This window comes from Actinacidiphila paucisporea (genome assembly GCF_900142575.1).
Taxonomy (GTDB): domain Bacteria; phylum Actinomycetota; class Actinomycetes; order Streptomycetales; family Streptomycetaceae; genus Actinacidiphila; species Actinacidiphila paucisporea.
The window spans coordinates 154,543-175,998 of sequence record NZ_FRBI01000004.1; the positions used below are offsets into that span (position 1 = coordinate 154,543).

16 protein-coding genes are annotated in these 21,456 nt (G+C 71.5%); 10 read left to right on the forward strand and 6 right to left on the reverse strand.

The annotated features are described in order from the left end of the window. Nucleotides 1-212 precede the first annotated feature (212 nt). From BUE44_RS08650 to acs, 9 genes are all read left to right on the forward strand, one after another. Nucleotides 213-2,432: an NADP-dependent isocitrate dehydrogenase gene (locus BUE44_RS08650; RefSeq protein WP_073495760.1), complete on the forward strand. Its 2,220-nt coding sequence runs from the start codon at nt 213-215 to the stop codon at nt 2,430-2,432. A gap of 191 nt (nt 2,433-2,623) precedes the next feature. Next, nucleotides 2,624-3,709 carry a sugar ABC transporter substrate-binding protein gene (locus BUE44_RS08655; RefSeq protein WP_073495762.1) on the forward strand — a complete coding sequence of 362 codons (1,086 nt, stop codon included), beginning with the start codon at nt 2,624-2,626 and terminating at the stop codon, nt 3,707-3,709. Nucleotides 3,710-4,008: 299 nt separating this feature from the next. Then, complete coding sequence (locus BUE44_RS08660) at nt 4,009-6,231, forward strand: hypothetical protein (protein ID WP_073495764.1); 2,223 nt, start codon at nt 4,009-4,011, stop codon at nt 6,229-6,231. Between the two features lie 105 nt (nt 6,232-6,336). Continuing rightward, nucleotides 6,337-7,518, forward strand: coding sequence for a sensor histidine kinase (locus tag BUE44_RS08665; protein ID WP_079189592.1), 1,182 nt, complete (start codon nt 6,337-6,339; stop codon nt 7,516-7,518). After that, nucleotides 7,515-8,276, forward strand: coding sequence for a LytR/AlgR family response regulator transcription factor (locus BUE44_RS08670; RefSeq protein ID WP_073495766.1), 762 nt, complete (start codon nt 7,515-7,517; stop codon nt 8,274-8,276). Before BUE44_RS08665 ends, BUE44_RS08670 begins: the two co-directional genes overlap by 4 nt. After that, a complete protein-coding gene (locus BUE44_RS39235) occupies nt 8,273-8,854 on the forward strand; it encodes a hypothetical protein (protein ID WP_200804373.1) in 582 nt (193 codons plus the stop codon). Before BUE44_RS08670 ends, BUE44_RS39235 begins: the two co-directional genes overlap by 4 nt. After that, on the forward strand, nt 8,851-10,611 hold the full coding sequence (locus tag BUE44_RS08680) for a sodium/solute symporter (protein ID WP_073495768.1): 1,761 nt from the start codon (nt 8,851-8,853) through the stop codon (nt 10,609-10,611). Before BUE44_RS39235 ends, BUE44_RS08680 begins: the two co-directional genes overlap by 4 nt. A 146-nt stretch (nt 10,612-10,757) precedes the next feature. Beyond that, the gene (locus tag BUE44_RS08685) at nt 10,758-11,390 is read left to right on the forward strand and encodes an acetate uptake transporter (RefSeq protein WP_073495770.1); all 633 of its coding nucleotides are present in this window, start codon (nt 10,758-10,760) and stop codon (nt 11,388-11,390) included. After that, nucleotides 11,387-13,342: an acetate--CoA ligase gene (gene acs / locus BUE44_RS08690; protein ID WP_073495772.1), complete on the forward strand. Its 1,956-nt coding sequence runs from the start codon at nt 11,387-11,389 to the stop codon at nt 13,340-13,342. Before BUE44_RS08685 ends, acs begins: the two co-directional genes overlap by 4 nt. Before the next feature lie 108 nt (nt 13,343-13,450). On the opposite strand, the gene BUE44_RS08695 is transcribed toward acs, so the two are convergent. The 5 genes from BUE44_RS08695 to BUE44_RS08715 all read right to left on the reverse strand — a co-directional run bounded on the left by BUE44_RS08695 (nt 13,451) and on the right by BUE44_RS08715 (nt 19,045). Beyond that, on the reverse strand, nt 13,451-14,686 hold the full coding sequence (locus tag BUE44_RS08695) for a cellulose-binding domain-containing protein (RefSeq protein ID WP_073495774.1): 1,236 nt from the start codon (nt 14,684-14,686) through the stop codon (nt 13,451-13,453). 201 nt (nt 14,687-14,887) lie between these two features. Beyond that, nucleotides 14,888-15,805, reverse strand: coding sequence for a carbohydrate ABC transporter permease (locus tag BUE44_RS08700; RefSeq protein ID WP_073495776.1), 918 nt, complete (start codon nt 15,803-15,805; stop codon nt 14,888-14,890). Beyond that, nucleotides 15,802-16,812 (reverse strand): carbohydrate ABC transporter permease, encoded by a 1,011-nt coding sequence (locus tag BUE44_RS08705; RefSeq protein WP_073495778.1) that lies wholly within the window; start codon nt 16,810-16,812, stop codon nt 15,802-15,804. The genes BUE44_RS08700 and BUE44_RS08705 overlap by 4 nt, the downstream gene beginning before the upstream one ends. Next, nucleotides 16,809-18,113 (reverse strand): ABC transporter substrate-binding protein, encoded by a 1,305-nt coding sequence (locus BUE44_RS08710; RefSeq protein ID WP_073496191.1) that lies wholly within the window; start codon nt 18,111-18,113, stop codon nt 16,809-16,811. The genes BUE44_RS08705 and BUE44_RS08710 overlap by 4 nt, the downstream gene beginning before the upstream one ends. 440 nt (nt 18,114-18,553) lie before the next feature. Beyond that, the gene (locus BUE44_RS08715) at nt 18,554-19,045 is read right to left on the reverse strand and encodes a hypothetical protein (protein ID WP_073495780.1); all 492 of its coding nucleotides are present in this window, start codon (nt 19,043-19,045) and stop codon (nt 18,554-18,556) included. Between the two features lie 323 nt (nt 19,046-19,368). Between BUE44_RS08715 and BUE44_RS08720 the strand changes: the two genes are divergently transcribed. Then, nucleotides 19,369-20,370, forward strand: a complete 1,002-nt coding sequence (locus BUE44_RS08720) for a beta-ketoacyl-ACP synthase III (protein ID WP_073495782.1) — start codon at nt 19,369-19,371, stop codon at nt 20,368-20,370. 59 nt (nt 20,371-20,429) lie between these two features. On the opposite strand, the gene BUE44_RS08725 is transcribed toward BUE44_RS08720, so the two are convergent. Then, on the reverse strand, nt 20,430-21,434 hold the full coding sequence (locus BUE44_RS08725; RefSeq protein ID WP_073495784.1) for a phosphotransferase family protein: 1,005 nt from the start codon (nt 21,432-21,434) through the stop codon (nt 20,430-20,432). Nucleotides 21,435-21,456: the final 22 nt, after the last annotated feature.

Genomic DNA, 21,456 nt, shown 5'->3' on the forward strand with positions numbered 1-21,456 from the left:
CCCTCAGAGCCGGCTGTGGCTTGTCGGTGTTTCTGCACCGTTCAGGTACGTGATTGCTCCACCGAAACACGGCCCCCCTGCCACGGCGCGCGGGGTTAGGCCGTCCGCCGGACCCCGGAGTGCGTGCCCCGGTAGTCGAGCCCGCGGCGGGCACGGGATATCTTGATATCAAGCAATGTTTGGCAATGCTGGAAACTGGAGCGGAGTAACCGGTGGCTGACTCGACCATCATCTATACGCACACCGACGAGGCGCCGGCCCTGGCGACGTATTCGTTCCTGCCGGTGATCGAGGCCTACGCCTCGACCGCCGGCGTCACGGTCGAGAGCCGTGACATCTCGCTGGCGGGCCGGATCATCGCCCACTTCCCCGAGTACCTGGAGGAAGGGCAGCGGATCGACGACGCGCTGGCCGAGCTGGGCCGGCTGGCCGGCACGCCGGGCGCGAACATCATCAAGCTGCCGAACGTGTCGGCGTCGATCCCGCAGCTCAAGGCCGCCGTGGCCGAACTGCAGCAGCAGGGCTACGCGCTGCCCGACTACCCGGACGACCCGAAGACCGACCAGGACCGCGACGTCCGCGCCCGCTACGACAGCATCAAGGGCAGCGCCGTCAACCCGGTGCTCCGCGAGGGCAACTCCGACCGCCGCGCCCCCGCCTCGGTGAAGAACTACGCCAAGGCCCACCCGCACCGGATGGGCGCCTGGACGCCTGAGTCGAAGACCAACGTGGCGACCATGGACGCCGACGACTTCAGGAGCACCGAGAAGTCCGCGGTCATCGCCGCCGACGGCACCCTGCGTATCGAGCTGGCGGGCGACGACGGCTCCACCACCGTGCTGCGCGAGTCGGTGCCGGTGCTGGCCGGCGAGGTCGTCGACGCGTCGGTGATGCGGGTCGCCGCGCTGCGCGAGTTCCTCACCGCCCAGGTCGCCAGGGCCAAGGCGGAGGGCGTGCTGTTCTCGGTGCACCTCAAGGCCACCATGATGAAGGTCTCCGACCCGATCATCTTCGGCCACGTCGTCCGCGCCTTCTTCCCCAGGACCTTCGCCGAGCACGGCGCCGCGCTCGCCGCCGCCGGCCTCACCCCGAACGACGGCCTCGGCGGCATCCTCAAGGGCCTCGAGTCGCTGCCCGACGGCGCCGCGATCGCCGCGTCCTTCGAGGCTGAGCTGGCCGAGGGCCCGGCGCTGGCCATGGTCGACTCCGACCGCGGCATCACCAACCTGCACGTGCCCAGCGACGTCATCGTGGACGCCTCGATGCCGGCGATGATCCGCACCTCGGGCCACATGTGGGGCCCCGACGGCCAGGAGGCCGACACCCTCGCGGTGATCCCGGACAGCAGCTACTCCGGCGTCTACCAGGTCGTCATCGACGACTGCCGCGCGAACGGCGCCTTCGACCCGGCCACCATGGGCTCGGTGCCCAACGTCGGCCTGATGGCGCAGGCCGCCGAGGAGTACGGCAGCCACGACAAGACCTTCGAGATCCCGGTCACCGGCACCGTCCGGGTGGTCGGCGCCGACGGCGAGGCGGTGCTCGAGCAGGTCGTCAGCGCCGGCGACGTCTTCCGGATGTGCCAGACCAAGGACGTCCCGATCCGCGACTGGGTCAAGCTCGCCGTCACCCGCGCCCGCGCCACCGGCAGCCCGGCGGTCTTCTGGCTCGACGAGAGCCGCGCGCACGACGCCAACCTGATCGCCAAGGTCGCCCAGTACCTGCCCGAGCACGACACCGACGGGCTGCAGATCGAGATCATGACGCCGCAGGCCGCGACCGCCTTCTCGCTGGAGCGGATCCGCCGCAGCGAGGACACCATCTCGGTCACCGGCAACGTGCTGCGCGACTACCTGACCGACCTCTTCCCGATCCTGGAGCTGGGCACCAGCGCCAAGATGCTCTCGGTGGTCCCGCTGATCAACGGCGGCGGCCTGTTCGAGACCGGCGCGGGCGGCTCGGCGCCCAAGCACGTGCAGCAGCTGGTCAAGGAGAACTACCTGCGCTGGGACAGCCTCGGCGAGTTCTTCGCGCTGGCGGCCAGCTTCGAGCACCTGGCCACCTCCACCGGCAACGCGCGTGCGCAGATCCTCGCCGACACCCTGGACCGCGCCACCGGGACCTTCCTCAACGAGGACCGCTCGCCCAGCCGCCGCCTCGGCGGCATCGACAACCGCGGCAGCCACTTCTACCTCGCGCTGTACTGGGCGCAGGAGCTGGCGTCGCAGACCGAGGACGCGGCGCTCGCGGCGGCCTTCGACGGGCTCGCCAAGACCCTCACCGAGCAGCAGGACGCCATCGTTACCGAATTGATCGCTGTCCAGGGCGAGCCGGTCGACATCGGCGGTTACTACCAGCCGGACCCCGCCAAGGCGGCCGCCGTGATGCGCCCCTCGGCGACGTTCAACCAGGCCATCGCCTCGCTCGCCTGATCGAACGCACGCGGCAATACCGCCGCAACGCCCTCGTCACCCCGGCCGGTTCGTCACCGCGCCGGGGTGGCGGCGTCTCACGGAGTGATCGCTCCGATGATTTACTTCTTGACGCGCGGGCAGGCAGACGAGTTGACTCACCCGCACTTGGGTCGCGTCGTGGCGGCCCTCTCAGGGGAGGCACCGCCGCAATGAACGCGATATCGCGCCGTCTTGTCGTGGGAAGCGCAGTGATCACTCTTGCGCTGACCATGGCCGCGTGTGGCAAGGCCGGCGACAAGTCGGGTAGTTCGGACGACAAGGGCAAGACCATCGGTCTCCTGCTGCCCGACACCGTGACGGCTCGGTACGAGAGGTTCGACAGGCCGCTGATCACCAAGAAGGTCCAGGAGCTGTGCTCGGACTGCAAGGTGCAGTACGACAACGCCGCCGGTGACGCCGCCAAGCAGGCCCAGCAGGTCAGCAGCATGATCGCCAAGGGCGTCAAGGTGCTGATCCTGGACGCGCAGGACGCGGTCGGCATCAAGTCCTCCGTCCAGGCCGCCGTCGACAAGGGCATCAAGGTCGTCGCCTACGACCGCCTGGCCCAGGGCCCGGTCTCCGCGTACGTCTCCTACGACAACGAGAAGGTCGGCGAGCTGCAGGGCCAGGCCCTGCTCGACGCCATGGGATCGGCCGCCACCCCGCAGAGCAAGATCGTCATGATCAACGGCGACGACGCCGACCCCAACGCGGCCGAGTTCAAGGCCGGTGCGCACAAGATCCTGGACGGCAAGGTCACCGTCGCCTACGAGCAGTCCGGCCTGTGGAAGGACACAGTCGCCAACCAGAAGGTGCAGGCGGCGATCACCTCGGTCGGCAAGGCCAACATCAAGGGCGTCTACTCGGCCAACGACACGATGGCCGGCGGTATCGCGACCGCCCTCAAGGCGAACAACATCAGCGTGCCGCTGACCGGTCAGGACGCCGACCTCACCGCGATCCAGCGGATCCTGGCCGGCGTCCAGAGCTCCACGGTCTACAAGGCGGCCAAGCCCGAGGCCGAGGCCACCGCGGAGATCGCGGTGGATCTGCTGCAGGGCAAGGACTTCAAGTCCGTCGCCGACACCACCAAGAAGAGCGGTTCGCTCAACATCGTGCCCTCCAAGCTGCTCGCCGCGGTCTCGGTGACCAAGGCCAACGTCAAGGACACCGTCCTCGCCGACGGGACGTACACCGCGGGCCAGATCTGCACCGCGGACTACGCCACCGCCTGCAAGGAGAACGGCATCAAGTAAGCCGGGACCGGGCCGGCCCGACAGCGGCCGGCCCGGTTTCGCACCGGGGACCCAGAGCGGGATTCACGCGTTCAGCGCGTGAATCCCGCTCATCTTCTTGACGGCTCGCCATGGCCCCTTGACACTGCCTTACGGATCCGGGGTATCCCCCATCCGCAGATTGAGAGCGTTTTCAATCGGCTGAATCAAGGGTCATGGCCCCGCCGTGGCCTGGTATGTGCAGTGCTGAGCGCGATTCCACCCCCACATCCGCGCTGTCCTGGAGTTCACGGAGTGAACCCAGGGAAAGGACTCCACTCATGCGCAAGCCCTTCCCCCCAGGCCGGTCCGGGCACCGGTCGCACATCCGCCGGCGGCCCGTCGCCCTGCTCGCCGCCTTCATCCTGGCCCTCGCCGGCATGCTGGGCCTGATCGGCGGCATCGGCAGCGCGTCGGCCGCCGCCGACTACACCCAGAGCGTCAGCGAACCGAGCAGCACCCAGGCGAAGCTGACCTTCACCCCGACCACGCCCGCGAGTTACGTGATCGTCCACTACCAGGTGGGCAGCGGCGGGCAGTTGAACGTCCAGATGGCGGCGTCCGGCAGCAGCTGGACGTACACCGTCTCGCCGATCTCGGCCGGAACGGTGCTGACGTACTCGTTCACCTACACCAAGAACGGCCCGCAGTACGACACCCCGCAGTTCACGTACACCCAGGGCAGCGGCGGCAGCACCAGCACCGGGACGAGCACGGGCACCTCCACCGGCACCTCCACCGGAACGAGTACCGGCACCAGCACCGGGACCAGTACGGGCACGAGCACCGGCAGCACCGGCGGTTCCACCACCCCGCCGCCGGGGAACTGCCCGACGCAGTCGGACACCCCCGACTTCGGGCCGAACGTCCACATCTACGACCCGTCGATGTCGGCCGCCACCATCCAGGGGCAGCTCGACGCGCAGTTCAACCAGCAGAAGGACACCAACACCGCCCAGTTCAGCAACAACCGGGTGGCGCAGCTCTTCAAGCCCGGCACGTACAACGTGAACGACAACGTCGGCTTCTACACCTCGGTGGCCGGCCTGGGCCAGAACCCGGACGACGTCACCTTCAACGGCAACATCACCGTGGACGCCTTCAACGCCTCCGACGCGGGCAACGCGACGCAGAACTTCTGGCGTTCCGCGGAGAACCTGGCCATCAACCCCGGCGGCGGCAGTGACCGTTGGGCCGTGGCGCAGGCCGCGCCCTTCCGGCGGATCGATGTCCACGGCAGCCTCCAGCTCTACCCGGCCAGCTACGGCTACGCCAGTGGCGGCTACATCGCCGACACCAAGGTCAGCGGTCAGGCCGCGTCGGTCTCCCAGCAGCAGTGGTACACCCGTGACAGCAACCTCGGCAGCTGGGCCGGCGGCGTGTGGAACATGGTCTTCTCCGGCGTCAACGGCGCCCCGGCCAACACCTTCCCGAACCCGCCCGAGACCACCCTGGCCACCACCCCGGTCTCCCGTGACGTGCCGTATCTGTACGTCGACAGCGCGGGCAAGTACCGGGTGTTCCTGCCGTCGTTGCGGACCAACGCCTCCGGCCCGAGCTGGGCGAGCGGCAGCACTCCCGGCACCTCGCTGCCGATGAGCCAGTTCTACGTGGTCAAGGCCGGAGACACCGCCGCGACCATCAACAGCGCGCTGGCCTCCGGCTGCAACCTCTTCGTCACCCCGGGTGTCTACCACCTGAACCAGACGCTCAACGTGACCCGGGCCAACACCACGATCCTCGGCATCGGCTACCCGACGCTGGTCCCGGACAACGGGGTCAACGCCATGCAGGTCGCCGACGTGGACGGCGTACGCCTCAAGGGCCTGCTGTTCGACGCGGGCACCACCAACTCAGCTGCCCTGCTCACCGTCGGGCCTTCCGGTTCCTCCGCGAGCCACGCGAGCAACCCGACCACCATCCAGGACGTGTTCTTCCGGATCGGCGGCCAGGTCGCGGGCAAGGCCACCAACAGCCTGATCGTGAACAGCAGCAACACGATCATCGACCACATCTGGGCCTGGCGCGCCGACCACGGCAGCGGCGTGGGCTGGACCTCCAACACCGCCGACAACGGCCTGACCGTCAACGGCAACAACGTGCTGGCCACCGGCCTGTTCGTCGAGCACTACCAGAAGTACGAGGTGGTCTGGAACGGCCAGGGCGGCAAGACCATCTTCTTCCAGAACGAGATGCCGTACGACCCGCCGGATCAGGCGTCCTGGAAGAGCTCGTCGTCGGTGAACGGCTACGCCGCCTACAAGGTCGGCGCGAACGTCACCACGCACGAGGCGTGGGGGCTGGGCAGCTACTGCTACTTCAACGTCAATCCGGCGGTGAACAGCTACCACGCGTTCGAGGTGCCCAACACCTCGGGCGTGAAGTTCCATGACGCGCTGACCGTCTCGCTCGGCGGCGTGGGCACCATCACCCACGTCATCAACGACACCGGAGCCGTCACCGCGTCCAACACCACTCCCAGCAACGTCGTCAACTACCCCTGACTCAGGGCCTGATCGCACGAGGGGTCGTCCGCCCGGCCGGGAGGCCGGGCGGACAACCCGTGCACGAACCGTGCCACTTCCCGGCAGCCGGGCCATAATCCGACCATGAGGTCGGTGATCACCGTGGTGTCCGTGACGCTGGTGATCGCCGGCGCCGCGGCCGCCCTCTTCTGGCTGGTCCGCGGGCGACGCGGCTTCGGCACCCCCGTGGAGCGGGCGGCCTTCGCGGCGCTGCACGAGGCGTCGCTCGCCGCCCCGCTGCTGCGCGACGGGCTGGGCCCCGACTCGGCCCGCAAGGCCGCCCGCCACCTGCGGGCCCTGCTGGCCGCCCCCGCACTGGCCGTCGTCGGCGACGGCGAGCTGCTGGCCTGGGACGGCGTCGGCCGGCACCACACCGCGCAGGCCGTCGCCCACACCGGGGACGCCATCGACGCCGGGCGCCCCTGGCTGGTGCCCGCCGACACCATCGACTGCGGCGACCTGGAGTGCCCGGTCCGCGCGGCGGTCGTGGTGCCGCTGGTCGTCGACGGGCTGGTCGTCGGCGCCCTGACCGTCTACGCCCGGCAGATGTCCGCCGGCCTGGTGCGGGCCGCGGGCGAGGTCGCGCACTGGGTGATAGCGCAGCTGGAACTCGCGGAGCTGGACCGGTCCCGCACCCGGATGATGGAGGCCGAACTGCGCGCCCTGCGCGCCCAGATATCCCCGCATTTCGTCTACAACTCGCTCACCGCCATCGCCTCCTTCGTCCGCACCGACCCGGCCCAGGCCCGCGAGCTCCTGCTGGAATTCGCCGAGCTGACCCGCTACAGCCTGCGCAAGCACGGCGAGTTCAGTACCCTCGCCGAAGAGTTGCGATCGGTGGACCGATACTTGCGGCTGGAACGCGCCCGCTTCGGCGCCCGGTTGCGGGTCGACCTGCTGATCGCGCCGGAGGTCCTGCCGGTCGCGGTGCCCTTCCTGTGCCTCCAGCCGATCGTGGAGAACGCGGTACGCCATGGCCTGGGCCCCAAGGCCGCTCCCGGCCTGATCACCATCAGGGCCGAGGACGCCGGCGCCGAGTGCCGGATCAGTGTGGAGGACGACGGGGTGGGCATGGACCCGGAGCAGGTCCGGTTGCAGCTCGCCGGGGAAGCGGAAGGCGACTCGCTGGGCCTGGGCAATGTCGACGAGCGGCTGCGGGCGGTCTTCGGCGACGAGTACGGCCTGGTCGTGGAGACCGCGCCGGGCGCCGGGACGAAGATCAGCGTCCGGGTGCCGAAGTACCGGAACGGAGTGCGCGCTTCATGAGACCGCTGCGGATCCTGGCCGTGGACGACGAGCCGCCCGCACTGGACGACCTCAGCTACCTGCTCCGCGGCGACCACCGCGTCGGCCGGGTGCTGGCCGCCGACAGCAGCGACGCGGCGCTGCGGCTGCTGGAGGCCGAGCCGATCGACGCGGTCTTCCTCGACATCAGGATGCCCGGGCTCGACGGGCTCGACCTGGTCCGGGTGCTCAGCCGCTTCGCCCACCCGCCGGCCGTCGTCTTCGTCACCGCCTACGAGGACTTCGCCGTCGACGCCTTCGCCCTGAAAGCCTGCGACTACCTGCTCAAACCGGTCGGCGGCGAACGCCTGGCCGAGGCCGTGCGCCGGGTCGCCGCGCTGCTCGACGGCGGGGCGGGACCGGGACAGGCGGCGGCCGCCGACCCCGTCCCCGAGCGGATCCCCGTCGACCTCGGCGGCATCACCCGCTTCGTGTCCCGCGACGACGTGGCCTACGTCGAGGCCCAGGGCGACTACGTCCGCCTGCACACCGCGGGCCACGCGCCGCTGGTGCGGGTGCCGCTCGCGGTGCTGGCGGAACGCTGGGAGCCGTACGGCTTCCTGCGCATCCACCGCAGCTTCCTGGTCGCGCTGCGGCACGTGGAGGAGCTGCGCTCGGACGCCGGGCACTGGACGGTCAGGGTCGCGGGCAGTGAGCTGCCGGTGAGCCGCCGCCACACCAGGCAGCTGCGCGACGTCCTGGTCCGCTGGGCGCCCGCGCAGGGCCCCGAACCGTCATGACCGGCCTGAGCGGGCCGCGCCGTCCCCGCAGAGGCCGGCCGGAACCGGGGCCGGAACCGGAACCGGGGCCGGAGCCGGGTGAGCCGCCCCGGCACAAGCCCCTGCCCGGGCAGAAGCCGCCGCCGGGACCCGCCCCCCGGCCGCCCGCGCAGCCGCCGGCCGCGCCGGAATCGCCGGCGCCCCGCCGGGTCGCCGTCTCCGCGCCGCGCCGCCACCGCACCGGCGGCTACTCCGCCCGCGCCGGCGCCGCCGACCTGCACGCGCAGCCGCAGCTCGGCCAGCTCTACGTACGGTCCCTGGTCCGCAACCAGCTGCGGCTCTCGCTCGGCGTGCTGGCCGTACTCGCCGCGGTGCTCGGCGGGCTGCCCGTCGCCCTCGCCGCGCTGCCCGGCCTGCGCACCGCCGAGGTCGCCGGGATACGGCTGCCCTGGCTGCTGCTCGGCGTGGTCGCCTACCCGCTGCTGGTGGGCGCCGCCTATTTCCACGTCCGGCACGCCGAACGCGTCGAGCGCGACTTCACCGACCTGCTCGGCGGCCCCGACGCGCCACCCGCCGCGCCCCCGCGCGCCGCCCGGTGAACCCCGGCCACGGCCTGGCGGCGCTGGCCGTGGTGCTGGTCGCCACCCTCGCCTTCGGTGTCTACGGGCTGCGGCTGTCCCGCGGCACCTCCGACTTCTACGTCGCCTCCCGCGAGATCTCGCCGCTGCTCAACGCCTCCGCGATCGGCGGCGAGTACCTGTCGGCAGCCTCCTTCCTCGGCGTCGCGGGCCTGGTGATGGCCTACGGCGTGGACATGCTGGCCTACCCGGTCGGCTACACCGCCGGCTACCTGGTCCTGCTCCTGCTGGTCGCCGCCCCGCTCCGGCGCTCCGGCGCCTACACGCTGCCGGACTTCGCCGAGGAGCGCCTCGGGTCGCTCGCGGTCCGCCGGGTGGCCGGCGTCCTGGTCGCCGTGATCGCCTGGCTCTACCTGGTCCCGCAGCTCCAGGGCGCCGGCCTGACCCTCCAGACGGTGACCGGCGCCCCGCGCTGGGCCGGCGCGGTGGTGGTCGCGGCCGTCGTGGTCGGCGTCGCCGCGGCCGGCGGCATGCGCAGCGTCACCCTCGTGCAGGGCTTCCAGTTCTGGCTGAAACTCACCGCCATCGCGGTGCCCGCGCTCTTCCTGGTGATGGCCTGGCGCTCGGCCGGGGCGCCAGCGCTGACCGGCCCCGATATCCCCCGCTTCGACCGCACCACGGTCGTCACCCTCCAGGACCCGGTCCGCTTCGACGTGACGCAGCCCGTCACCGTGAGGGTCACCGGCCGGCTCGACGGGACGCCGTACACGGCGGGCGCGGTCCGCCTCGGCGACGGCGGGCACACCGCGACGGCCGGCACCGCCCTGACCTTCCCGCCCGGGGCCGCCGTCCCGCACCGGCACGGCCTGGCGCCCGCGTCCGGCGCCCGCTGGGCGGACCCGCTGTCCGGGGCGGGCGGCAGGTCCCACCCGCTCTACGCCCTCTACTCGATCCTGCTCGCCACGCTGCTCGGCACCATGGGGCTGCCGCACGTCCTGGTGCGCTTCTACACCAACCCCGACGGGCGGGCCGCCCGCCGTACGACCTTGCTGGTGCTCGTGCTGCTCAGCGGCTTCTACCTGCTGCCCACCGTCTACGGGGCGCTGGGCCGGGTGCTGGCGCCGCAGCTGCTGCTCACCGGGCAGACGGACACCGCCGTCCTGGTCCTGCCGCAGCTCACCCAGGCCGGCGAGGGCGGCCGGCTGCTCGCCGCGCTCGCCACCGCCGGTGCCTTCGCCGCGTTCGTGTCCACCGCGTCGGGCCTGACGGTGTCCGTGGCCGGTGTGGTCTCGCAGGACCTGCTGCGCGGCTCGACCCGCGGCTTCCGCTGGGCGTCGCTGGCCGCCGGCATACCGCCACTGGTGATGGCCACCGCGACCCACGGGCTGCCGGTGGCCGACGCCATCGGCCTGGCCTTCGCGGTCGCCGCCTCCTCGTTCTGCCCGCTGCTGGTGCTCGGCATCTGGTGGCGCGGCCTGACCGACCTGGGCGCGCTGCTCGGCCTGGTGGCCGGCGGCGGCCTGGCCGCGGTCGCGGTGGTGCTGACCAGCGTCCGGGGGGCGGGGCACGGCTGGAGCGCGGCCCTGCTGGCGCAGCCCGCGGCCTGGACGGTGCCGGTCGCCTTCACCGTGATGATCACCGTGTCGCTACTGACCAGGCACCGGCTGTCGCCGGCCGCGGTGGACCGGGTGATGCTGCGGATGCACCTGCCCGAGGAGGTCGGCTCCGGCGGCTCCGCGCTGCCGCCGGTCCGGCCGCCGACCGCTGGGCGCAGCTGACGTACCGTCCGCCGTGCCGACCGCACCGCTCGGCGACGGACGGTGACGGGCGCCTCGTCGCGGGTGGCGGCCGGTCCTAGCGTGAGGCGCGACCGGGACGGTCCCCCCACCGCCCTGCCGTTCCTCAACGAGGAGGGAAACCGCAGATGACCACTTCCGCGCCCGAGCCCGCCATCGCCGACCCCGGCCCGCTCGGCCTGGCCGGCTTCGCCGCCACCACCTTCGTCCTGAGCTCCTTCAACGCCCACCTCATCGACGCCGACCTGCTGCCGGTGGTGCTGCCGCTCGCGCTGTTCTACGGCGGCCTGGTCCAACTGCTCGCCGGCATGTGGGAGTTCAGGAAGGGCAACACCTTCGGGGCGACCGCCTTCGGGTCCTACGGCGCCTTCTGGCTGTCGTACGCCGCGTACGTGAAGTTCGTGGCCGCCGACCTGCCCGCCGCCACCGCCCACCAGGCGACCGGGCTGTTCCTGCTGATCTGGGCCATCTTCACGGTCTACATGGCGATCGCCGCGCTGCGCACCAACGGCGCCCTGCTCGCGGTCTTCGTCGCCCTGGCGGCGACCTTCATCGTGCTGACCGTCGCCGAGTTCGCCCAGTCGACCGGCGCCACCAAGGTCGGCGGCTGGCTCGGCCTGCTCACCGCGCTCCTCGCCTGGTACGCCTCCTTCGCGGTGGTCACCAACAGCACCTGGAAGCGCGCTGTCGTACCGGTCTTCGCCGGACCGCGCTCGGGCGGCGTGGCCGCGTCCGGCCCGGTCGAGAGCGCCCACTCATGACGGACGCGACCCTGTCCAACCTGCTCAGGGAGGAACGGCGCTTCCCCCCGCCGGCCGACCTGGCCGAGCAGGCGAACGTCACCGCGGCGGCCTACGACGAGGCCGCCGCGGACAGCGAGGCCTTCTGGGCGGCCCAGGCCGCCCGGCTGGACTGGGCCGAGCCGTGGACGCAGGTGCTGGACTGGAGCCGGCCGCCCTTCGCCCGCTGGTTCGTCGGCGGCCGGCTCAACGTGGCCGACAACTGCGTCGACCGCCACGTGCGAGCGGGCCGCGGCGACCGGGTCGCCTTCCACTGGGAGGGCGAGCCGGGCGACACCCGCACGCTGACGTACACCGAGCTCAAGGACGAGGTCTCCAGGGCCGCCAACGCGCTGCTGGCCCTGGGTGTCCAGGCCGGCGACCGGGTCGCGATCTACCTGCCGATGATCCCCGAGACCGTGGTGGCGATGCTGGCCTGCGCCCGTATCGGCGCCCCGCACACCGTGGTCTTCGGCGGCTTCTCCGCCGAGGCGCTGCGCGGCCGGATCCTGGACTGCGACGCCCGGGTCGTCATCACCGCCGACGGCGGCTACCGCAAGGGCGCGGCCTCCGCGCTCAAGCCCGCCGTGGACGAGGCCCTGGAGCAGTGCCCCGACGTCCGCAGCGTGCTGGTGGTCCGCCGCACCGGGCAGGACGTCGGCTGGACCGAGGGGCGCGACGCGTGGTGGCACGACCTGGTCGCCGCCCAGTCGGCCGAGCACACCCCCGAGGCCTTCGACAGCGAGCACCCGCTCTACATCATGTACACCTCGGGAACCACCGCCCGCCCCAAGGGCATCCTGCACACCACCGGCGGCTACCTCACCCAGGTCGCCTGGTCGCACTACGCCGTCTTCGACGTCAAGCCGGAGACCGACGTCTACTGGACGGCCGCCGACATCGGCTGGGTCACCGGCCACTCCTACATCGTCTACGGCCCGCTCGCCAACGGCGTGACCTCCGTCCTCTACGAGGGCACTCCCGACACCCCGCACCAGGGCCGCTGGTGGGAGATCGTGCGCAAGTACGGCGTCACGATCCTCTACTGCGCCCCCACCGCGATCCGCACCTTCATGAAGTGGGGCGACGCGGTCCCCGGCCGCTACGACCTCACGTCGCTGCGGCTGCTCGGCTCGGTGGGGGAGCCCATCAACCCCGAGGCGTGGATGTGGTACCGCAGGGTCATCGGCGGCGACCGCACCCCGATCGTCGACACCTGGTGGCAGACCGAGACCGGCGCCCAGATGATCAGCCCGCTGCCCGGGGTGAGCACCTGCAAGCCGGGCTCCGCGCTGCGCCCGCTGCCCGGCATCCAGGCCGAGGTGGTGGACGACGCGGGCGAGCCGGTGCCCAACGGCTCTGGCGGGTACCTCGTGCTGACCCGGCCCTGGCCGGCGATGCTGCGCACCATCTGGGGCGACGAGCAGCGCTACCTGGACACGTACTGGTCGCGCTTCCCCGGGCGCTACTTCGCCGGTGACGGCGCCAAGAAGGACGACGACGGCGACATATGGCTGCTGGGCCGGGTCGACGACGTGATGAACGTGTCCGGGCACCGGATCTCCACCACCGAGGTGGAGTCCGCGCTGGTGTCCCACCCGCTGGTCGCCGAGGCCGCGGTCGTCGGCGCGGCCGACGCGACCACCGGCCAGGGCATCGTCGCCTTCGTGATCCTGCGCGGCGACGCGGCCGGCAAGGGCGCCGACGAGGACCCGGCGCAGGAGCTGCGGGCCCATGTGGCCAAGGAGATCGGGCCGATCGCCCGGCCGCGGCAGATCCTGGTCGTCGCCGAACTGCCCAAGACCCGCTCGGGCAAGATCATGCGCAGGCTGCTGCGGGACATCGCGGAGAACCGCGAACTCGGCGACGTCACCACGCTCACCGACTCCACGGTGATGGACGCGATCCGCGAACGGCTGCCGGAAGGGTCCTGAGGCCCCGCCGCACCACCGCCACCACGCCCCGGAGGGTGAAGCGGGCGGCCGGTCCGCCACCGACGGCGGACCGGCCGCCCACACGTGCGACGCGCGAGCGGTACGGCCTCAGCAGCCGATCGGCGCGGTGCCGACCGCCACGTCGTCGAACCACAGCGTGTCGTCACCGGTGCCGTAGCTCTCCCAGCCCAGCCGCAGCGCGGTCGGCCGCGGCGGGGTGGTGCGGGACAGCCACTGCTGGTCGATGTCGGCCGTCGGCACGCCGTCCACCCGCAGGCCCGGCACGTCCTGGCCGTTCAGCCAGGTCTGCAGGTTCGGCGAGGTGGTGCCGATGGCGAACCGCAGGCACTGCCAGCTGCCGGTCGGCAGCGGGGCGCTCAGCGCGACGCCCGCCGGGCTCTGGGCGGGCAGCGTCGCGTCGTCGCTCTCGCGGTTCCACTGCAGGGCGCCGTTCTGGCCGCCGATCCGCAGCGCCCGGCCGGCCTGCGAGGAGTCCGGCATCGACACGAAGGCGACATGGGCGGCCGGCAGCGCGGTGGTGTGCCGCACCCACATGCGTACGTACATCACCGGGCCGACCGCGGACAGGTCCTGGGTGTCGGCGACGAAGACGTGGTTGCAGTAGCCGGCGTGGCCGTTCACCCGGATCGACCGGGTGCCGCTGTGCGCGACGGAGGTGTCGACGGTGGCCGTGCCGGTGCCGGAGCAGTCAGGTGCCGCCGTCGTCCACTGTCCCGACGGGGCGGTGCCGCTCTGGTCCTCGAAGTCCGCGCAGATCACGGCGCCGGAGCAGCCGGCCGGCGGAGCCGAGGTCGGCGGGGTGGTGGGCGGTGTCGTCGGGGGAGTGGTCGGTGGCGTGGTCGGCGGGGTGGTGGGGGGCGTCGTCGGGGGAGTGGTCGGCGGGTCGGTCGGGGGCGACCCGTTCGCGGTGCAGCCGAGGCCGTTGAGGGTGATCACGGTCGGCGACGGGTCGGCCGAGCTCCAGGTGCCCTGCACCCCGAAGTCGGCGGAGCCGTTGGTCGGGATCGAGGCGTTGTAGCCGGCGTCGGTCGCCGTGACGGCGGTACCGCTCTGGGTGACGGTGGCGTTCCAGCCCGAGGTGATGTGCTGGTCGCCCTGGTAGCTCCAGGTCGCCTTCCACCCGGTGATCGCCGGGCCGAGGTTGGTGATCTTGATCTGTGCGGTGAAGCCGCCGGTCCACTGGTTGACGGTGTACGTCATCGAGCAGCCGGTGGCGGCGCCGTGGGCGGCGGGCAGGGCGACCAGGGCCGGCAGCAGCAGTGCCACCGCCGCCACCGGCCACAGCCATGGTCTGACGACTAACCGCCGCGAGGATGCGCGCACGGGGACCTCCAGGGCATGTGGGGGGATTTCTGCTCCCGAACAGGGGGTGGGAGCGCTCCCACACTATGGAAGCGCGCCCCACGGCTGTCAATGCCCCTCGCGCGCCCCCGGCCGGAAGGCACCGGCCCCGCCGGAGCGCGCGCGGCGGGGCCGGGGGCGCCTTCGCGCCGCCGGCCCCGTCCCGTGCCTCCGCCCGCGCCGTCAGCCCTTGCTGGCGCCCAGCGACAGGCCGGCGATGAACTGCTTCTGCAGCAGGATGTAGACCACCAGGGTCGGCACCGCCGCGATCATCGCGGCCGCCGCGATGAGGTTCTGGTTGCTGACGAACTGCCCCTGGAGGTTGGCCAGCGCCGAGGTCACCGGCCGCTTGTCGCCCGACGACATCAGGGTGATCGCCCAGAAGAAGTCGTTGTAGATCCAGGTGGTCAGCAGCGTGGCCAGGGCCGCCAGTGCCGGGCGGCACAGCGGGATGGTCAGCCGCCAGAAGCGGGTCCACAGCGACGCCCCGTCGACGAGCGCGGCCTCGTACATCTCCTCGGGCACCGACTTCATGTAGTTGCTCAGCACGAAGACGCAGAAGCCCAGCTGGAAGGCCACGTTGATGGCGATCAGGCCGAAGATCGAGTTGTACATCAGGCCGCTGTCGCTGAGGAAGTGCGGCAGCGTGATCTTCAGGTACAGCCGGTAGAGCGGGGTGATGATGACCTGCTGGGGCAGCAGGTTCCCGGCCGTGAACAGGATCAGCAGCGCGACGTTGAACTTGACGTTCACCCGGGTCAGCACGAAGGCCACACCCGAGGCGAGCGCCAGCACGATGATCACCGCGGGTACGGTGATGAGCACCGAGTTCCAGAAGAAGTGCAGCATGTCGGACTGCGTCCAGGCGTCGCTGAAGTTCTTCAGCGTCAGATGGTGCGGCAGCGAGACGTAGCCGTACTTGCGGGTGTCGCTGTACGGCCGGACCGCCACGTACAGCGCGAACGCGATCGGCAGCAGCCACAGCACGGACGCGACGATGAGGAAGGCCTGGGAGGCCACCTGACCCCACGGCCGGGTCCTCCTGCGGCCGGGCGCGGACGGCACTGCCGTCCCCGGCCTGGTGAGGGCTTCGGTCGTCATGACGCTTCCTCCCGGCGGAACGTCTGGTAGAGGAACACCGAGATCGGCACCAGCGAGATGACCAGCAGTACCACGCCCAGCGCGGAGCCGAAGCCGACCCGCTGGGTCTCCCCGACGATGTTCGAGGTGACCAGCACCGACAGCAGTTCCAGGCCGTTGATGCCCTTGTTGGTGATGTAGACCAGGTCGAAGGCGCGCAGCGACTCGATGACGGTGACCACCATGACGACGATGTTGATCGGCTTCATCACCGGGAAGATCACCCGCCAGAAGGTCTGCCAGGCGTTGGCGCCGTCCACCGTCGCCGCCTCGCGCAGCGTCGGGTCGACGGCCTTCAGGCCGGCCAGGTACAGCACCATCACGTAGCCGGACTGCCGCCAGGTCGCCTCGACCAGCACCGACCACAGGTTCAGGTGCGGATTGCCGAGCCAGTCGATGGCGTTGCTGTCACTGGTGTGCCCGATGACGGTGTTGATCAGCCCGTAGTTCTGCGAGTACATGAACTCCCAGATGATGCCGACCAGCGCCAGCGACAGCATGACCGGCAGGAAGAGGATGCTCTGGTACATCCGGCTGCCCCGGATGCCGCGGTCGATCAGCACCGCGAAGAGCATGCCCAGCGGGGTGGCGATCACCACGAAGACGGCCAGCCAGATGAGGTTGTGGCGGACCGCCGGCCAGAACTCGGGGTAGATCGTGGCGGCCTGGTGGTAGTTCTGGACCCCGTACCAGCAGCCGTTGTTCAGGATCGAGGGGACGTTGGGCTTGCAGGTCTGGGTGTGCAGGCTGCCGACGCCGTTCCACTTGGTGAACGACAGCAGCGCGGTCCCGATCGCCGGGAACCACACGAAGGCCAGATCCAGCAGCAGCGGTATGCCCAGCAGCACGCCGACCACGATGCGGTCGCGGAGGCTGAGCCTGCGCACGCCGCGGCGGCGGCGCGAGGCCGGGGCCGGAGCCCCGTCCTGCGCCGCTGCCGCGGTGTCCGCGTGGGACGTCGAACTCATGAGGTATAGATCGCCTTCGCCTGCTGCTCCGCGCTCTTCTGCAGGGAGGCGATGTTGCCGGTGCTGGGGTCGTCGATGAACTTCTGGATGATCGAGATCATGGCCTTGGCCATGGCCGGGTCGGCGTCGCGGTCCATGAACTGCGCGACGGCCTTGCACTTGCCGATCTCGGCGACCGACTTCTTCTGGATCGCGTTGTACGTCGGCACCTGCAGGCCGTTGGCCAGGCCGACGTCCCACTGGTCGGTCTTGAGGTACTCCGCCTCGGCCGGGCCGGTGCCGATGTACTCCAGGATCGCCTTGGCCGCGTCGGTGTTCTTGGCCTTCTTGCTCAGCATGAACCCGTCGGTGGGCGCGTCCATGTAGTCCTGGCCCCACTTGGGGTTCACCGTCGGGAAGGTGAAGAAGTCCAGGTCGTCCAGGTTCGCCTTGTCGGTGACGTACTGCGCGGCCACCTGGTTGGTGCCCTGGAACATCATGCCGGCCTGCTTGGCCTCCAGCGTCTTGGCGGCGTCCTGCCAGATCCGGCCGTTGGCGCCGGACTGCGTGTACGGCAGCAGCTCGGCCCAGTGCTGGAAGACCGTGGCGACGCCCGCGTCCGTCCACGGGATCTTGTGGCTCATCAGCTTCATGTGGTAGTCGTAGCCGTTGATCCGCATGTTGAGGATGTCGAAGGTCCCCAGCGCGGGCCAGCCGTCCTTGTCCGCGAAGGCGATCGGGATCAGGCCGTCGGTCTTCATCTTCTTGGCCAGCGTCACGTACTCGTCCCACGTGGTGGGCACGGTGTAGTGGCGCTTGGCGAACTCGCTCTTGTTGTAGAAGACCACCCACGGGTAGTTGTAGAGGGGCACCAGGTACTGGTGGCCGTCCAGACCGGTGGACAGCTGCTTGGCCGCGGGCCCGAAGTTGCCGCCGATCTTCTCCCAGACGTCGTCGAGCGGCTGGGCCAGTCCCTGCGCGGCGAAGTACTGCATGCGGTAGCCGGCGAACCAGGTGAACAGGTCGTCCGGGGTGCCCTGCAGGTAGCTGGTGATGTTGTCCTGGAAAGTGTTGTGGTCGACCGTGTTGACGGTGACCTTCACCTTGGACGACGTGGTGGCCGCGGTGGTGAGCGCGGCGAACGCGGTCTTGGCGGCCGGGTCGGAGTAGTTCGACCCGAAGGTGACGGTGCTGCCGGCCACCGAAGCGGTGCCGCCCGAGCCGCCGGACTTCTTGTCCGACGAGTCGGAGCTGCTGCACGCCGTCAGCAGGCCGCCGGAGACTGCCGCGAGCCCCGCGGCACCGGCCACGCCCCTGAGCAGATTCCTCCGCGACGGGGACGGGCCGCTGCCCGTGCCGATTCCCGACGTCTCGACGTCCGACATGGTGCCTCCATGTGTGTGTGGGCGCTTATAGGGGACTTGTGGGAGAGCTGAAGGCGAGATGCTGACGGAGCGGAGACTCAGGCGGGTGTCTAGCGCCGAGCCGTTTCCAACAGAAGTCACCAAGATGAAACGCCATCGCAACTGCAGGGTAGTTCTACGCCACATGCAGGGGGCCGTCAACGCCCTGATCCTGATGCGTTGCCGGACCGTGATGTCCAGTGGATGTTGAAACATGTTCGCTTCGGTTGGCATCGGGTAACACCACGCACAGCGGCCGCCGTACGCCCCGTGAAGGGCGTACGGCGGCCGCTCGGTTCGGCGGGCGCCTCAGGGCCGCGGACACGCCCGTGCCGCGGCCCGCCGGACTCGCCGCGCGGTCACCCGACGGTAGCCGGTCGCTGGATGAGCAGGTCGGCCGTCCTGCTCGCCAGCACGACCCCGCCCTGGCTCACGGAGACCGACACCCGCAGCCGGTCGGCCGTGCAGCCGGCGAAGGTCAGGTAGGTCGTCGTCGTCACCACCTGCGCGCGCGGGGCGAAGGTGACCGTCCGCGGCAGCGGGTCGTAGACCGGGCAGCCGGTCGGGTAGCCGGTCGAGGTGTCGGACAGGAAGCGGCCCGACCACGTCTCGTTGACCGTCTGGGACCTAACGGTGCAGTTGGTGGCGGTGAGGGTGGCCGCCGAGGAGCCGCCGGCGGGCACCGACGGCGGACTGAAGGCGAAGCCGTCCACCCTGATGACGGAGGAGGCGGCGGCGCAGGGCGTGCCGGACGTGGGGGGAGCCGCCGCGGCGGGGCCGCCGGCCGTCACCGCGGCGGCGGTGGCGAGCGCGGCGGCGGCCGTCAGGAGGACGGAGAGTCTGCGGAGCACATCGGGTCCTTTCCGTACGCCGGGCGTGGGGGGCCGCCCGGGGCCCGAACATGACGGCACCAAAGTGGGGCCCCGAGGAGGGTGTTGGCAACGGCCGGGACGCCCGGGACGCGGGCACAGACCCGAACCGGCCGTCCCGGCGGGCGCCCGCGGCGCGACCGGCCCGGTGACGGCTCGTTCACCGGCGGAACAAACCCGCGCCATACAATGACAGCCGGGTCGGACGCCGGTCCCCGCACCGGCGGCGGCCGCTGCGGACCATGGAGATCACGCCCAGGTACCGTGGTCCGGTCCCGTCCCGGCCGATGGCCTGAAAGGCTCCCATGAAAGCTGAGATCGCCGTGTCCGCAGGCGCGCGGCACACCCGGATCCTCGGGGTCGGCGCGTACCGCCCCCGCCGGGTCGTCGACAACGCGGAGGTGTGCCGGCACATCGACTCCACCGACGAGTGGATCCGGTCGAGAACCGGCATCGTCACCCGCCGCTGGGCCGGGCCCGACGAGACCCTGGGCGTCATGGCGGAACAGGCCGCGAGCAAGGCGATCGCGGCGGCCGGGATCACCCCCGACGCCATCACCTGCGTGATCGCCGCGACCTTCACGCATCTCAAGCAGACTCCCGCCGTCGCCACCGAGATCGGCTACCGCGTCGGCGCCACCGGGGCGGCCGGCTTCGACATCTCGGCCGGCTGCGCCGGCTTCGTGCACGGCGTCGCGCTGGCCTCCGACGCGGTCAGGGCCCGCGGCGGCCATGTGCTGGTCGTCGGCGTCGAGCGGATGTCCGACATCCTCGACCTGACCGACCGCTCCACCGCGTTCATCTTCGGCGACGGCGCCGGCGCGGTCGTCGTCGGACCGTCGGACACCCCGGGCATCGGCCCGGTCGTCTGGGGCGCCGACGGCTCCCAGGCCGACGCCATCGAGCAGAGCGCGCCGTGGGACGCGCTGCGGGACGCCCCGGACCAGCCCTTCCCCGCCTTGCGGCAGGACGGGCAGCGGGTCTTCCGCTGGGCGGTCTACGAGATGTCCAAGGTCGCCGTCCAGGCGCTCGACGCGGCCGGCATCGCCGCCGACGACCTCGACGCCTTCATCCCGCACCAGGCGAACGAGCGGATCATCGACTCCATGACCCGCTCCATGGGCCTGCCGGCCCGGGTCGCGGTCGCCAAGGACATCGTCACCACCGGCAACACCTCGGGCGCCTCCATCCCGCTGGCGATGGAGTCGCTGCTCGCCTCCGGCCGGGCCGCCACCGGCGGCACCGCCCTGCTGCTCGGCTACGGTTCCGGGCTGTCCTACGCGGCACTCGTCGCGACCCTGCCGTAACGGACGCCCGGACCGCCGCCGGCGGCGGTCCGGGCGTCCGTCACGGGCGGGAGGGGCGGTCAGCCGCCCCCGGCCACCGTGTCGAGCGCCGCGGTCAGCCGCGGGGCGGTGAAGTCCCGCACCCAGGCCAGGTGCTCGCCCCGCGTGCCGCGCGGCACGACCTCGACCAGCATGATCAGATACAGGTAGCAGCGGTAGAGCGCCAGGCGCACCCGCGCCGCGTCATCGAAGGCCGTACGCCCGCCCGCCGCCCCGTAGCCGGCCAGGAAGGCCGGATCGTCCTCCAGCGGAGCGCTCAGCAGCGACAGCGACGCGAAGTCCGCCAGCGGGTCGCCCCAGAACATCCGCTCGCCGTCGATCAGCCCGCTGACCGCCCGCGCCCCCGGCGCACCGTCCAGCAGGATGTTGCCGGGCCACAGGTCGAAGTGCACGAGCGCCGGCTCGGCCACCTCCGCGAGCGCCGCCGCCCCGCCCGCCAGCGCGGACCGTATCGCGCCTGCCGGCAGCGGCAGCCAGGACCCGAAGGCCGCGGCGTCCGCCAGCACGGCGTCGGTCATCGCCTCGAAGGCCGGCGCCCAGCGCTCGGCGAGCGGCGCCACGCGCTGCGCCGGATAGCCGAAGCCCGGCCCGCGCACCGTGTGCAGCCGGGCCACCAGGCCGCCCAGCTCCTCCCGCAGCCGGTCGCGTTCACCGCCCGCCATCGACCCGCCGGCCTCCTGCCACGACACCCCGGGCGTGTGCGACATCAGCAGGAAGGGCGCCGCTCCCGCGTCCTCGGACCACTCGGCGTGCACCACCCGCGGCGCCGGCACCCCCACCGTGGCGGCGGACTCGTAGAACAGCGCCTCCCCGCACAGCAGTTCCGCCTCGTACCGCAACCGCGGGCTGCCCGCGGGCGGCGGGACCTTCAGGACCAGCCGGGTGCCGTCGGTGAGGCCGACCTCGTACAGCGCGTTGTACGAGCCGCCGGTCATCGCCGTCCGCGAGGCGACCCGCTCCGCCGCCGTCCCGGCCCGCGCGAGCAGGCCGTCCACCGCCTCCGCGCCCACCGTGTGCACCGCCACCGGCCCTCCCCCTGTCGTCCGG